Source organism: Mixta intestinalis (genome assembly GCF_009914055.1).
Lineage (GTDB): Bacteria > Pseudomonadota > Gammaproteobacteria > Enterobacterales > Enterobacteriaceae > Mixta > Mixta intestinalis.
Genome location: NZ_CP028271.1, coordinates 3,516,164 through 3,530,204, shown reverse-complemented (window position 1 = coordinate 3,530,204; position 14,041 = coordinate 3,516,164). Strand labels below are relative to the sequence as shown.

At 52.9% G+C, this 14,041-nt stretch carries 12 protein-coding genes; 8 read left to right on the top strand and 4 right to left on the bottom strand.

Annotated elements, in window-relative coordinates:
• Positions 1-21 precede the first annotated feature (21 nt).
• Entirely contained in the window at positions 22-2,673 is a 2,652-nt protein-coding gene (gene ppc, locus C7M51_RS16315; protein WP_160622681.1) for a phosphoenolpyruvate carboxylase, read from the bottom strand.
• A 242-nt stretch (positions 2,674-2,915) separates the two neighbouring features.
• Entirely contained in the window at positions 2,916-4,064 is a 1,149-nt protein-coding gene (gene argE / locus C7M51_RS16310; protein ID WP_160622680.1) for an acetylornithine deacetylase, read from the bottom strand.
• Positions 4,065-4,242: 178 nt separating this feature from the next.
• On the opposite strand from argE, the gene argC reads away from it, so the two are divergent.
• The 6 genes from argC (at position 4,243) to C7M51_RS16280 (ending at position 9,752) form a co-directional block, all read left to right on the top strand.
• Positions 4,243-5,247 carry an N-acetyl-gamma-glutamyl-phosphate reductase gene (gene argC / locus C7M51_RS16305; protein WP_160623679.1) on the top strand — a complete coding sequence of 335 codons (1,005 nt, stop codon included), beginning with the start codon at positions 4,243-4,245 and terminating at the stop codon, positions 5,245-5,247.
• Positions 5,248-5,260: 13 nt separating this feature from the next.
• Positions 5,261-6,037: an acetylglutamate kinase gene (argB, locus tag C7M51_RS16300; RefSeq protein WP_160623678.1), complete on the top strand. Its 777-nt coding sequence runs from the start codon at positions 5,261-5,263 to the stop codon at positions 6,035-6,037.
• Between the two features lie 25 nt (positions 6,038-6,062).
• The gene (locus tag C7M51_RS16295; protein WP_160622679.1) at positions 6,063-7,274 is read left to right on the top strand and encodes an argininosuccinate synthase; all 1,212 of its coding nucleotides are present in this window, start codon (positions 6,063-6,065) and stop codon (positions 7,272-7,274) included.
• Between the two features lie 85 nt (positions 7,275-7,359).
• Positions 7,360-8,733, top strand: a complete 1,374-nt coding sequence (gene argH, locus C7M51_RS16290; RefSeq protein WP_160622678.1) for an argininosuccinate lyase — start codon at positions 7,360-7,362, stop codon at positions 8,731-8,733.
• 305 nt (positions 8,734-9,038) lie between these two features.
• Positions 9,039-9,365, top strand: a complete 327-nt coding sequence (locus C7M51_RS16285) for a hypothetical protein (protein ID WP_160622677.1) — start codon at positions 9,039-9,041, stop codon at positions 9,363-9,365.
• A 102-nt stretch (positions 9,366-9,467) separates the two neighbouring features.
• The gene (locus C7M51_RS16280; protein ID WP_244323746.1) at positions 9,468-9,752 is read left to right on the top strand and encodes a hypothetical protein; all 285 of its coding nucleotides are present in this window, start codon (positions 9,468-9,470) and stop codon (positions 9,750-9,752) included.
• A gap of 260 nt (positions 9,753-10,012) precedes the next feature.
• Here the strand turns inward: C7M51_RS16280 and C7M51_RS16275 are convergent, their stop codons facing one another.
• Positions 10,013-10,747 carry a redoxin family protein gene (locus C7M51_RS16275; protein WP_160622675.1) on the bottom strand — a complete coding sequence of 245 codons (735 nt, stop codon included), beginning with the start codon at positions 10,745-10,747 and terminating at the stop codon, positions 10,013-10,015.
• 138 nt (positions 10,748-10,885) lie between these two features.
• Between C7M51_RS16275 and oxyR the strand changes: the two genes are divergently transcribed.
• Entirely contained in the window at positions 10,886-11,803 is a 918-nt protein-coding gene (gene oxyR / locus C7M51_RS16270; RefSeq protein ID WP_160622674.1) for a DNA-binding transcriptional regulator OxyR, read from the top strand.
• Here the strand turns inward: oxyR and sthA are convergent.
• Positions 11,786-13,186 carry a Si-specific NAD(P)(+) transhydrogenase gene (gene sthA / locus C7M51_RS16265; protein WP_160622673.1) on the bottom strand — a complete coding sequence of 467 codons (1,401 nt, stop codon included), beginning with the start codon at positions 13,184-13,186 and terminating at the stop codon, positions 11,786-11,788. The genes oxyR and sthA overlap by 18 nt on opposite strands.
• 195 nt (positions 13,187-13,381) lie before the next feature.
• Between sthA and fabR the strand changes: the two genes are divergently transcribed.
• The gene (gene fabR, locus C7M51_RS16260; protein ID WP_160622672.1) at positions 13,382-14,023 is read left to right on the top strand and encodes an HTH-type transcriptional repressor FabR; all 642 of its coding nucleotides are present in this window, start codon (positions 13,382-13,384) and stop codon (positions 14,021-14,023) included.
• The last annotated feature ends 18 nt before the right edge of the window (positions 14,024-14,041 follow it).

Here is a 14,041-nt window from a genome sequence, read left to right as displayed (position 1 = left end):
ATGAGCCTTTTGCAATGGCGGTTAGCCCGTGTTGCGCATGCCCGCTGCAACGCCTGCAATGGTTACCATCAGCGCCTGTTCAACGCGTGCATCCACCTCTTCCCCTTTTTCCTCCTGTGCGCGTGAGCGATGCAGAAGTTCCGCCTGTAGCACGTTTAGCGGGTCGGTGTAGACGTTACGCAGGGCGATAGATTCGGCAATCCAGGGTTCATCGGCCATCAGATGTGAATCGTTGGCGATAGTCAGCACTGCTTTAATATCGGCCGCCAGTCGATCGCGTAGCTCTTTGCCCAGCGGCCAGAGCGATGCATCTACCAGGCGTTGATCGTAATACTCAGCCAGCCACAAATCTGCCTTAGAAAACACCATTTCCAGCATGCCGAGGCGGGTAGAGAAGAACGGCCAGTCGCGGCACATGGTTTCCAGCTGGTCCTGATGCCCCTCATCCATCGCCTGCTGTAGCGCTGCACCTGCACCCAGCCAGGCGGGCAGCATCAGACGGTTCTGCGTCCAGGCGAAAATCCAGGGGATGGCTCGCAGTGACTCAACGCCGCCGGTAGGACGACGCTTCGCCGGACGAGAGCCCAGCGGTAGCTTGCCCAGCTCCAGCTCTGGCGTAGCCGAACGGAAATAGGGCACAAAATCCGCTTTTTCGCGCACGTAGCCACGATAAATTGCGCAGGAGACGTCAGATAGCTGATCCATAATGCTGCGCCATTCGCTTTTCGGCTCCGGCGGCGGCAACAGGTTCGCTTCAAGGATGGCGCTGGTATAGAGCGACAGGCTGGCAACCGCCACTTCCGGCAGGCCATATTTAAAGCGGATCATTTCGCCCTGCTCGGTAACGCGCAGGCCGCCTTTCAGGCTGCCCGGCGGCTGGGAAAGCAGCGCCGCCTGGGCCGGTGCACCGCCGCGACCGATAGTACCGCCGCGTCCGTGGAATAGCGTCAGCGCGATACCCGCTTTTTCACAGGTCTTAATCAACGCGTCCTGCGCCTGATATTGCGCCCAGGAGGCGGCCATGACACCCGCATCTTTTGCCGAGTCGGAATAGCCGATCATGACCATCTGCTTGCCCTGAATAAAGCCGCGATACCAGTCGATGCTTAGCAGTTGCGACATGACATCGTTTGCGTTGTTCAGGTCATCGAGGGTTTCAAACAGGGGGGCGACCGGGAGCGCAAAGGGAATTCCCGCTTCTTTAAGCAGCAGATGAACCGCCAACACGTCAGAAGGCGTTTTAGCCATGGAAATAACATAGGCGGCAATGGAGCCGCGCGGCGCCTCTGCCGCTACGCGACAGGTTTCCAGCACTTCGCGCGTTTCCTCACCGGGTTCCCACTGACGCGGCAGCAACGGACGTTTGGAGTTCAGCTCGCGTATCAGAAAAGCCTGTTTATCCGCTTCTGACCAGCTTTCATAATCACCCAGGCCGAGATAGCGCGTAATTTCAGCAATCGCTTCGGTATGGCGTGTGCTTTCCTGGCGCAGATCGATACGTACCAGCGGCACGCCAAAGCATTTCACCCGGCGCAGCGTATCCAGCAGCAGACCGTTAGCGATGATACTCATGCCGCACGCCTGCAATGACTGGTAGCAGGTATAGAGCGGTTCCCACAGCTGGTCGTTAGAGATCAACAGCCCTTCCGGGCGCGGCAGGCGCTCACCCTTCAGACGGCGCTCCAGATAATTTTGAGTGGTGGTCAACTGGGTGCGCAGGCGCTTCAGGATAACGCGATAAGGCTCCAGCGCCTGCGGATCGCCACATAGCTCGCGTAACTCTTCGGTACATTCTGACATCGACAGCTCGGATACCAACACGCTGATGTCGCGCAGGAAGAGATCGGCAGCTTTCCAGCGGCTGAGCTGCATAACATGGCGGGTAATGCTGGCGGTGACGTTAGGGTTGCCGTCGCGGTCTCCGCCCATCCAGGAGGTAAACTGTACCGGGACAAAATCAACCGGTAGCGTAAAGCCGAACGTTTCTTCAACCTGCTCGTTCAACTCGCGCAGAAAATTAGGTACGCCTTCCCACAGGCTGTTTTCCACAACCGCAAAGCCCCATTTGGCTTCGTCGATTGGAGAGGGGCGATGTTTACGAATTTCATCGGTATGCCAGGCCTGAGCCACCAGCTGACGCAGGCGACGCATTATCTGGTTGCGGTCATACTCGGTGAGATCGTTATGGTCGAGCTGTCGTAAACAGGTATTTACTTCGACCAGTTTATGAATCAGGGTGCGGCGGGTGATTTCGGTAGGGTGAGCGGTCAGAACCAGTTCCAGTGAGAGAGATTCAATGGCCTTAAGAATATCTGCTTCGTTAAGGCCAGGCTGCTGCTTGAGTCGCTCGAAGGCTTTTTTCATCAGCTCTGGATGGTTCGCGCCTTCTCCGTGTGGCGAAATGGTTTGATACTGTTCGGCAACGTTGGTCAGGTTAAGAAACTGGCTGAAAGCACGTGCAACCGGCAAAAGTTCATCATTTGAGAGATTCTGTAGCGTGGTGAGCAATTCCTTGCGATGCGCATCGTTGCCCGCGCGCGATGACTTGGAGAGTTTGCGGATAGTTTCCACCCGATCAAGAATGTTTTCTCCCAGCGCATCCTTAATCGTCTCTCCCAGCAGTTTGCCGAGCATACTGACGTTACTTCGCATTGCGGAATATTGTTCGTTCATATGACCCCTGACACCCTTCTTGTCTTTAATTTTCGCCCTGGCGGGCATAATGCCGCCTTTTATCTAGCCATGTAACTGCTGATTCGTCAATTGCACAAAACGTGTCGCCTGTAACGGTTAACTCCCGGTAATTTAAGAAATTTAACAACCCAGAAGTGGGATAAATTATTCTTATTGGCAAAGTCGGAACTTTTCCGGGGAAAACCGGCATTTTTGTAGTCAATTGCCCCAAATGCTGCCGGTCAGTAACAAAAATGGTTAACCAGTTGTCCAATCAACAAACGTGTCGGTTTGATAAAGGCCATATCAATGAATTCATCCGGCTGATGCGCCTGATTGATTGAGCCAGGCCCTAATACCAGCGTTGGGCAGATTTGCTGAATAAACGGCGCTTCGGTGCAGTAGTTCACCACTTCGGTTGGCGTTCCGAGTAATTTTTCTACCACCCGTACCAGTTCATGATCGCGGGGACACTCATAGCCGGGAATCGGGGGATGCAGCTCGGCAACGGTCAAACGCCCCGGCCAGCGGGCGCTGACCGGCTCCAGCGCACCATTCAACAATTCATCTAAATCGCTAAGCGTCAGCCCTGGCAGCGGGCGAATATCCATGTGCAGTTCGCAGCAGGCACAGATGCGGTTCGCCGCATCGCCGCCGTGGATATGACCAAAATTCATCGTAGGATAAGGAATTGCGAAGCCGTCATGGTGATAGCGTTCTTTTAGCGTATTGCGTAACAGCATGAGATGGCTGATAGCTTCGTGCATAAGTTCGATGGCGTTGACGCCACGAGCCGGATCGCTGGAATGGCCCGACTGACCTTCGACGCGAATGGCGTTGGAAAGGTGACCTTTATGTGCACGTACCGGTTTCAGCGAGGTCGGTTCGCCGATGATGGCGCAGTCGGGACGCAGCGTGGCGGATTCCGCAAAGTATTTTGCGCCCGCCATGGTCGTTTCCTCATCTGCCGTGGCGAGAATATAGAGTGGTTTCTTTAGCTGACGGATATCCGTATCGCGTAGCGTATCGAGGATAAAAGCGAAAAAGCCTTTCATATCCGCCGTACCTAAGCCGTATAGCTTATTGTCATATTCGGCGAGGGTGAAGGGATCGCGCGTCCAGCGTCCATCATCAAAGGGCACCGTATCCGTATGGCCCGCCAGCAGCAATCCGCCAGCGCCTTCACCGCTTTTAGCCAGCATGTTGAATTTATGGCGTGTGCCGGGTACCGGCTGCACCTCCACGTTAAAGCCGAGATCGCGGAACCATCCCGCCAGCAGAGTGATTAAATCCTCATTGCTTTGATCGAGCGCGCTGTCGGTGGCGCTGATAGAAGGCGTGGCGATCAGCTGGCGATAAAGTTCGATAAAAGGCGGTAATTTTGTCTTCACTGTTGACGGTCCTTGAGTTAGGATGTATCAATATTCATGCAATAATAGTGAATAAAAATACAATAACGTGCGCAGGATGGGAAATGAAAAAGCCCGCCAGCTCACGTTGGATTTCATGGGCGCGCGGCGATGGGCTGCACACCGGGTTTGAATGACAGTAAATAAGGTAAACGGCCTGATGTTGAACACGCTGATTGTTGGTGCCAGCGGCTACGCTGGGGTAGAGCTGGCAACCTTTCTGAATCGTCATCCGCATATGAACATAGCCGCTTTAGCGGTATCAGCGCAAAGCCCTGATGCGGGAAAACGTCTTTCCGAACTGCATCCACAGTTGAAAGGCATCGTCGATATGACGCTGGAGCCGCTCAGCGATGCCTCTGCCTGGGCTGATAAAGTAGACGTCGTGTTTCTCGCTACCGCCCATGAAGTCAGCCACGATCTGGCACCGCAGTTTCTGGCTGCGGGTTGCGTGGTGTTCGATCTTTCCGGCGCATTTCGCGTCAACGATCCTGCGTTCTATTCACGTTATTACGGCTTTACGCATCAGCATAGCGCATGGCTGGAAAAAGCGGTTTACGGCCTGGCGGAGTGGCAACACGATGCGATTAAAGAGGCGCAGCTGATTGCCGTGCCCGGTTGTTATCCCACCGCTTCACAGCTGGCGCTGAAGCCGTTAATCGAGGCCGATCTGCTGAGCGAGGCGCAGTGGCCGGTGATTAACGCGACCAGCGGCGTAAGCGGCGCAGGCCGCAAGGCGTCAATAAATAACAGTTTCTGTGAAGTCAGCCTGCAACCCTATGGCATTTTTACTCATCGTCACCAGCCGGAGATTGAAACTCATCTTGGCGTGCCGGTGATCTTCACTCCGCATCTCGGTAATTTTCCTCGCGGTATCCTCGCCACCATTACCTGTCGTCTGCGCTCCGGCGTCAGCCGTGAAGATGTAGCGGAAGCGTTCCATAACGCTTATCAGGACAAACCGCTGGTGCGTCTCTATCAACAGGGTGTACCGGCGCTGAAGGCGGTGATTGGCCTGCCGTTTTGCGATATCGGCTTCGCGGTGCAGGGAGAACACCTGATCGTGGTGGCAGCGGAAGATAACCTGCTGAAAGGCGCGGCCTCGCAGGCTGTACAGTGCCTTAATATTCGTTTCGGTTTCCCGGAAACCGAGTCACTTATCTAAGCGGATAAATATGATGACGACTCCATTGATTATCAAACTGGGCGGCGTGCTGCTCGATAGCGAAGAAGCACTGGCGCGTCTGTTTACCGCGCTGGTGGCTTATCGGGAAGCGCATCAGCGTCCGTTACTGATCGTCCACGGCGGCGGCTGCCTGGTGGATGAGCTGATGAAGAAGCTCTCTCTGCCGGTGCAAAAGAAGAACGGCCTGCGCGTTACGCCTGCCGATCAAATCGACATTATTACTGGCGCGTTGGCGGGCACGGCGAATAAAACCTTGCTGGCCTGGGCGAAAAAGCATCATATTCAGGCGGTGGGCCTCTGTCTTGGTGATGGCGACATGGCTCACGTCGCGCAGTTCGACGAAGCGCTGGGTCACGTTGGCAATGCGCTGCCGGGCTCGCCAGCGCTGCTGAATACGCTGTTACAGGCGGGTTATATGCCGATCGTCAGCTCAATTGGCATTACCGGAACGGGTGAGCTAATGAATGTCAACGCCGATCAGGCCGCGACGGCGCTGGCGGCAACGCTGGGTGCGGATCTGATTTTACTTTCCGACGTTAGCGGTATTCTTGATGGCAAAGGCCAACGGATTGCTGAAATGACGGCGGCGAAAGCGGAGCAGCTGATCGCCCAGGGCATTATTACCGACGGCATGATCGTCAAAGTACATGCGGCATTAGATGCGGCGCGCACGCTGGGACGTCCGGTGGATATTGCCAGCTGGCGTCACGCCGATCGGCTACCTTCTTTGTTTAACGGTGTGCCGATCGGCACCCGGATTCACGCATAAAGAAACTACTTTCAAGGATTAAGAAATGCAAAATCAAGGCATTAAGAAAATTGTTCTGGCTTATTCTGGCGGTCTGGATACTTCCGCTATTATTCCGTGGCTGAAAGAGAATTACGGCTGTGAAGTGGTCGCTTTCGTGGCGGATATTGGTCAGGATCGCGAAGATTTAGTCGGCGTCGAGAAAAAAGCGCTGCAGTCCGGCGCGTCAGAATGTCATGTTGCCGATCTGCGTGAAGAATTCATCCGCGACTATGTTTATCCGGTATTGCAGACCGGTGCGTTGTATGAAGGCAGCTACCTGCTGGGCACCTCAATGGCGCGTCCGATTATCGCTAAAGCACAGGTTGAACTGGCGCTGAAAGTGGGCGCCGATGCGCTGTGCCATGGCGCAACCGGTAAAGGTAACGACCAGGTGCGTTTTGAAACCACCTATACCGCGCTGGCGCCGCAGCTGAAAGTTGTAGCGCCGTGGCGTGAATGGAACCTGCGCTCCCGCGAAGCGCTGCTCGACTATCTGAAAGAGCGCAATATTCCGACCACTGCCTCGCTGGAAAAAATTTACAGCCGTGATGAAAACGCCTGGCATATCTCTACCGAAGGCGGCGTGCTGGAAAGTCCGTGGAACGCGCCGAATAAAGATTGCTGGGTCTGGACTGTCGATCCACTGGAAGCGCCGGATCAGCCGGAGCAGGTAACGGTAACGGTAGAAAAAGGGCGTGTGGTCGCCGTTAACGGCGAAACGCTGAGTCCGTTCCAGTGCCTGGAAAAACTGAACGTGCTGGGCGCTAAACATGGCGTTGGCCGTATCGATATCGTTGAAAACCGTCTGGTAGGTATTAAATCACGCGGCTGCTATGAAACTCCCGGCGGCACCATTATGGTTAATGCGCTGCGTGCGGTAGAACAGCTCGTGCTGGATCGCGATAGCTTCAAATGGCGCGAACAGCTGGGTCTGGAAATGTCTTATGTGGTGTATGACGGACGCTGGTTTGCGCCGCTGCGTAAATCGTTGCAGGCAGCCGCTGAATCACTGGCCGCCGAGGTTAACGGCGAAGTCGTGCTGCAGCTCTATAAAGGCCAGGTAACGGCCATTCAGAAAAAATCACCGAATAGCCTCTACTCCGAAGAGTTTGCCACCTTTGGTGAAGATGAAGTTTACGATCACAGCCATGCGGGCGGCTTTATCCGACTGTTCTCGCTCTCTTCACGCATTCGCGCGCTGAACGAGAAGAAATAACGGAACGGTAAGGGCGGTGTCTATGGTGTCGCCCAGGAGAAAGCCAGGCGCCGCCTGTGCGCAACAGACTTCAGGAGCATTTAACATGGCATTATGGGGTGGACGCTTTACGCAGGCGGCCGATGAACGCTTCAAGCAGTTTAACGATTCGCTGCGTTTTGATTACCGGCTGGCGGAGCAGGATATTATTGGTTCTGTCGCCTGGTCTAAGGCGCTGGTAACCGTTGACGTATTAACTTCAGAAGAGCAGCAGCAGCTGGAAACGGCGCTGGGCGCGTTGCTGGAAGAAGTACGTGCTAATCCGCAGCAAATTTTGCAAAGCGATGCTGAAGATATCCATAGCTGGGTAGAAGGCAAGCTGATCGATAAGGTCGGCGCGTTGGGTAAAAAGCTTCATACCGGACGCAGCCGTAACGATCAGGTCGCTACCGATCTGAAACTGTGGTGCAAGGATCAGGTGTTGCAGCTGTTAAGCGCGGTACGTGAACTACAGCAGGCGCTGGTGGCCACGGCAGAAGCGAATCAGGATGCCGTGATGCCAGGCTATACCCACCTGCAACGTGCGCAGCCGGTAACCTTTGCGCACTGGTGCCTGGCCTATGTAGAGATGCTGGCGCGGGATGAAAGCCGTTTGCAGGATACGCTAAAGCGCCTTGATGTCAGCCCCTTGGGCAGCGGCGCGCTGGCCGGAACCGCCTATGAAATCGATCGTGAGCAGCTGGCTGACTGGCTGGGATTTGCTTCAGCCACACGCAATAGCCTGGATAGCGTTTCCGACCGCGATCATGTGCTGGAGCTGCTTTCTGATGCGTCTATCGGCATGGTGCATCTGTCACGCTTTGCTGAAGATTTGATTTTCTTTAATACTGGCGAAGCTAACTTTGTCGAACTATCCGATCGCGTCACTTCCGGTTCTTCATTGATGCCGCAGAAGAAGAACCCGGATGCGCTGGAACTGATTCGCGGTAAGTGCGGGCGCGTACAGGGTGCGTTGACCGGTATGATGATGACGTTAAAAGGACTGCCGCTGGCCTATAACAAGGATATGCAGGAAGATAAAGAAGGGCTGTTCGATGCGCTCGATACCTGGCTTGACTGTCTGCATATGTCGGCGCTGGTACTGGATGGCCTGCAGGTGAAGCGTCCTCGTTGCCAGGAAGCGGCGGAGCAGGGTTATGCAAATGCGACAGAGCTGGCTGATTATCTGGTCGCCAAAGGCATTCCTTTCCGCGAAGCCCATCATATCGTAGGTGAGGCCGTCGTCGGCGCGATTGCCCAGGGCGTTGCGCTGGAAGGGTTAACGCTGGCGCAATTGAAGCAGTTTAGCCCGGTTATCGAACAGGACGTTTATTCCGTTCTTTCCCTTCAGTCCTGCCTGGATAAACGTAATGCGCAAGGTGGTGTCGCACCGCAGCAGGTGAAAAAAGCTATTAAGGAAGCGCAGCAGCGACTTAAATAATTTCATCAAAAATGAGAAAGGAGAATGAATAAATTCTCCTTTCTTATATTTATTCCTTATTCCCCGCTCTTTCAGATATTGCTGCAAGCCAACAGCGATAACTTCATGTTTTTAGTAATCTTATTTCTTCCAGAAATAATATTTCACAATCTGATAATTTGTTAAAACTTATCTTTTTTCTGAAGGTAAATTTTAAAATGGATTTTTTTCGATGTTAATATTTAGGTATTCTTCTATTCTTTTTGTCCTGTTTAGCAAAACAGTAACTTATTTAACAATAATTAATTAAATAACGAGAGGGAAATATGAGACAGCTTTCTTTTAATGAAATGACTACCGTCGCTGGAGGCGAAGGGAATAGTTTCTTTGACTTTATCTGGGATCGCCTGCATACCGCAGCGCTTGGTGGCGTGGCTGCGGCTGTGACCGGAGCTGCTATTGGTTGGGTTCACGGCGGAAAAAATACCGGTTATTTAGGTTTAAGCATTATCGGTCATCCCGTTGGTGCTCTTACCGGGGCCATCATCGGTGGGATTGGTGGCGTAATTGGCGGTTTACTGGTCTCCTATGAATTTTGTTATAACATGGCGATGCAAGCCTTCGACTCGATCAGAAAGGGTAAAATCGAGTAAGACAGTTGAAGAAGTTCTGGATAACGATGTTTAAAGGGAATTATCATGCGTGAATTGAAACACAATGAATTAGAAAGTGTCTCCGGTGGCTATGGTGCAAATATGCTGGCCAACCTCGGCGAATTTGCCGTCTGTGCGGTAGGAGGAGCTGTTGTGGGCGCCTGGACATTCGCAATATGGGGTGACTGGGGTGGCGCGTCCCGCTATGATTTAATCGGTATCGGCGGCGGCATTACCGGATTCCTTGGCGCACTGGCCGGTGTGGTGGTGGGTGTCGTACTGGGTGCCATTAAGGGAACCGCCATGGGCTACGAAAGGGGCCTTGCCTATGCTGAAGGGGTGCTGCTCAATATAGCTCAGGGTAAACCAGGGAATATTGAGCGTTAATAAGAGTAATTGTTAACGCTGCTATCAGATTTGCTAATGCTTAACAGGTTATTTGCTCTCTTTCCAATGACGGAAAGCAACGAATAGGTTAATTATTTGACTGCTGTCATCATTCTCTTTTATGCCTGACAGTCTCCGGTGTAGCTTATAAAGCAATAAAAAAGGCGGGCAATCTTGCCCGCCAACCTCTGACTTCAACTATTTCTTCTTATAGGCACATCTGAAAACCGGTCTGGGTAATGAAACCGGCTTCCGGATTCTTAGGCAATCTGAAAGAATTTCTCTAAATCATCGCTTCCACCGATATGACGGCCGCCAATAAATACCTGCGGTACGGTTGCGCGTCCGGTCATTGCGCGCAGGCTAACGGTGGTTGCATCCTGTCCCAGAACAATCTCTTCATACTGAATGCCGCGATCGAGCAGTATCTGTTTCGCTTTGGTGCAGAATGGGCAACCTGGTTTAGTAAACAGAGAAACTGATTCCTGTACTTTAAATTCGGGTGCCAGATAACGCAGCATGGTATCCGCATCGGATACTTCAAACGGGTCGCCCGGCTTATTCGGCTCAACGAACATCTTTTCAATAATGCCGTCGCGAACCAGCATTGAATAACGCCAGGAGCGTGGGCCAAAGCCAAGATCCGCTTTCTCAACCAACATATTCATACCACGGGTGAAATCACCGTTGCCGTCCGGAATGAAAGTAATGTTTTCTGCATGCTGATCGGCTTTCCAGGCATTCATAACAAACGTATCGTTGACGGAAACGCACAGGATCGCATCAACGCCATGTTTGGCGAATACGCCCGACAGTTCGTTGTAACGTGGCAGATGACTGGAGGAACAGGTCGGAGTAAATGCACCCGGCAGCGAAAATACAATGACGGTTTTGCCCTTAAACAGCTCATCAGTTGTCACATCAACCCAGCTGTCGCCCTGGCGCGTATGAAAAGTAACCTGTGGGACGCTTTTGCCTTCCTGACTTGCAAACATAAGAATCAACACCTCTGAATTAACGTTGCGGTTCATATTTAACTTCTGCGGTGCATTATTCTTATCCAGGCTTGATAGGGCTAATCGTTCATTGCTATTCTATTCATTGCCACGGGCTATCGTGGCTCGGAGGATAAAATGAATATTCGTGATCTTGAATACCTGGTTTCCCTCGCTGAACACCGCCATTTTCGGCGCGCTGCCGATGCCTGTCATGTTAGCCAGCCCACGCTGAGCGGGCAGATCCGCAAACTGGAAGATGAGCTTGGCGTGATGTTACTGGAACGTACCAGTCGTAAAGTGCTGTTTACCCAGGCCGGTTTACTGCTGGTAGACCAGGCACGTACCGTGCTGCGTGAGGTAAAAGTACTGAAGGAGATGGCCAGCCAGCAGGGTGAGGCGATGTCCGGCCCGCTGCATATTGGTCTGATCCCGACCGTCGGGCCTTATCTGCTGCCGCATATTATTCCAATGCTGCATCAGAGTTTCCCCAGGCTGGAAATGTATCTGCATGAGGCGCAAACGCAGCAGCTGTTGAGCCAGCTGGATAGCGGCAAACTTGACTGCGCTATTCTGGCGCTGGTTAAAGAGAGTGAAGCCTTTATTGAGGTGCCGCTGTTTGATGAGCCGATGAATCTGGCGATCTGGCAGGATCATCCGTGGAAAGATCGCGATCGTGTGCCGATGTCCGATCTGGCGGGCGAAAAATTACTGATGCTGGAGGATGGGCACTGCTTGCGCGATCAGGCGATGGGCTTCTGCTTCCAGGCAGGTGCCGATGAAGATACCCATTTCCGGGCAACCAGCCTTGAAACGCTACGTAACATGGTGGCGGCAGGAAGCGGCATTACCTTATTGCCTGCGCTGGCGGTGCCGCCTGAGCGTACCCGTGATGGCATTACCTATCTTCCGTGCTATAAACCTGTGCCGCAGCGTACTATTGCACTGGTTTACCGTCCCGGATCGCCTCTGCGCAGCCGCTATGAGCAACTGGCTGAGGCTATCCGTAGCCATATGCAGGGAAAAATGGAAACCACGTTAAAACAGGCGGTTTAAGCCGTTCAGAGCGGCGACGCGATATGCTTCCGCCATCGTGGGATAGTTAAAGGTGGTATTCACGAAATACTCAATCGTGTTGCCACCGTTTTTCTGCTCCATAATCGCCTGTCCGATATGAATGATCTCAGCCGCGCGCTCACCGAAACAGTGAATCCCTAAAATCTCTTTGGTATCGCGGTGGAAAAGAATTTTCAGGCTGCCTACATTCATCCCAACAATCTGCGCACGTGCCAGATGTTTAAACTGCGCCCGGCCCACTTCATAAGGAACTTTCATCGCCGTTAGCTGCTGTTCGGTTTTTCCAACGGAGCTGATTTCTGGGATGGTATAGATACCGGTGGGAATATCTTCAATCAGGTGCGCGGTAGCTTCGCCTTTTATCACCGCCTGCGCGGCAATGCGGCCTTGATCGTAGGCAGCAGAAGCCAGGCTGGGGTAGCCGATCACATCGCCTACGGCGTAGATATGTGGCTGTGCGGTTTGGTACATGCTGTTAACTTTCAGCAGGCCGCGCCCGTCCGCTTCCAGGCCCACATTTTCCAGCGACAGCGAATCGGTATTGCCCGTGCGTCCGTTGGCATAAAGCAGGCAATCCGCCTTAACTTTTTTGCCTGACTTAAGGTGCATGATCACGCCATCACTTACGCCTTCAATCTTTTCAAACTCTTCGTTGTGGCGAATCACCACGCCGCTGTTCCAGAAGTGATAAGAGAGCGCATCGGACATCTCCTGATCGAGAAACGCCAGTAGACGGTCGCGCGTGTTGATTAAATCCACTTTGACATTTAGGCCACGGAATATCGACGCGTATTCACAGCCGATCACGCCTGCGCCATAGATAATGACGTGGCCCGGCTCATGATGCAGGTTAAGAATGGAATCGGAATCGTAAATTCGCGGGTGGGTGAAGTCGACATCTGCCGGATGATAAGGACGTGAGCCGCAGGCGATAATAAATTTTTCTGCCGTCAGGCGTTCAACCGAACCATCAGGATGCGTTAAACCGATGGTATTGGCATCGAGAAAACGGGCGTCGCCCTGAAACAGCTCGCAATGGTTACGTTCGTAAAAACCCTGGCGCATGCGTGTCTGCTGGTTAATCACATTTTCCGTATGTCTCAGGATATCGGCGAAGGAGGAACGAAGATGGCGGGTGTGATCGCTGTATAAAGGGTTTTGGTTGAATTCGATAGTGCGGCTGACCGCATGTCGCAACGCTTTAGACGGTATCGTTCCCCAGTGTGTGCAGCCGCCGCCAATATTGTGATAGCGCTCAATTACGGCAATACGGGCGCCCTGTTTGACCAGCCCCATCGCGGCACCTTCGCCGCCAGGACCGGAGCCAATCACAATAACATCGTAATCGTAAGCATGTAGCATACTGGCACTTCCTTTATTTTATACACATTTTAGCAACGAGATTCTAACATTCCGACACCCATATCCCAATTCCTGGAGTGATTTTAGCCGCAATTTTTTAAAGCGTGAGGTTAATAGCCGTTCACAAACTTTGACGGACTGTACGCTGGGTTATTTGTTATAGTGGGGCTTCCGGTAGGCTAACAGGCAGTAAAAATGGGCGTCAGAGCACAGCAAAAAGAACGTACACGACGTTCGCTAATTGAAGCGGCATTTAGTCAACTGAGTGCCGAGCGCAGTTTTGCCAGCCTGAGTTTGCGCGAAGTTGCGCGCGAAGCCGGTATTGCTCCAACCTCGTTTTATCGGCATTTTCGTGATGTAGATGAGCTGGGGTTAACCATGGTGGATGAGAGCGGCCTGATGCTCAGGCAGCTTATGCGCCAGGCGCGTCAGCGTATTGCCAAAGGCGGCAGCGTAATAAAAACCTCCGTTGCTACCTTTATGGAATTCATTGAAAGCAATCCTAACGCCTTCCGCCTGCTGTTGCGCGAACGCTCAGGTACTTCCGCCGCCTTCCGTGCCGCTGTGGCGCGTGAGATCCAGCATTTTATCGCTGAACTGGCCGATTACCTTGAGCTGGAAAACCGCATGCCGCGTAGTTTTACCGAAGCGCAGGCAGAAGCGATGGTTATTATCGTTTTTAATGCGGGCGCGGAAGCGCTGGATGTTGACGTGGAGCAGAGGCGCAAGCTGGAAGAACGGCTAGTGTTGCAGTTGCGTATGATCTCTAAAGGCGCTTACTACTGGTATCGCCGTGAACAGGAGCGGACAGCGGTCACGCTCGATAATCCTGACTAACATATAAAAAAGGATAAG

Coding starts and splice junctions, on each gene's coding strand:
- C7M51_RS16275 (WP_160622675.1), bottom strand. CDS start 10,747: ATGTTTGCAAGTCAGGAAGGCAAAAGCGTCCCACAGGTTACTTTTCAT.
- sthA (WP_160622673.1), bottom strand. CDS start 13,186: ATGCTACATGCTTACGATTACGATGTTATTGTGATTGGCTCCGGTCCT.
- C7M51_RS16280 (WP_244323746.1), top strand. CDS start 9,468: ATGCTGGCCAACCTCGGCGAATTTGCCGTCTGTGCGGTAGGAGGAGCT.
- oxyR (WP_160622674.1), top strand. CDS start 10,886: ATGAATATTCGTGATCTTGAATACCTGGTTTCCCTCGCTGAACACCGC.
- fabR (WP_160622672.1), top strand. CDS start 13,382: ATGGGCGTCAGAGCACAGCAAAAAGAACGTACACGACGTTCGCTAATT.
- argB (WP_160623678.1), top strand. CDS start 5,261: ATGACGACTCCATTGATTATCAAACTGGGCGGCGTGCTGCTCGATAGC.
- ppc (WP_160622681.1), bottom strand. CDS start 2,673: ATGAACGAACAATATTCCGCAATGCGAAGTAACGTCAGTATGCTCGGC.
- argH (WP_160622678.1), top strand. CDS start 7,360: ATGGCATTATGGGGTGGACGCTTTACGCAGGCGGCCGATGAACGCTTC.
- C7M51_RS16295 (WP_160622679.1), top strand. CDS start 6,063: ATGCAAAATCAAGGCATTAAGAAAATTGTTCTGGCTTATTCTGGCGGT.
- argC (WP_160623679.1), top strand. CDS start 4,243: ATGTTGAACACGCTGATTGTTGGTGCCAGCGGCTACGCTGGGGTAGAG.
- C7M51_RS16285 (WP_160622677.1), top strand. CDS start 9,039: ATGAGACAGCTTTCTTTTAATGAAATGACTACCGTCGCTGGAGGCGAA.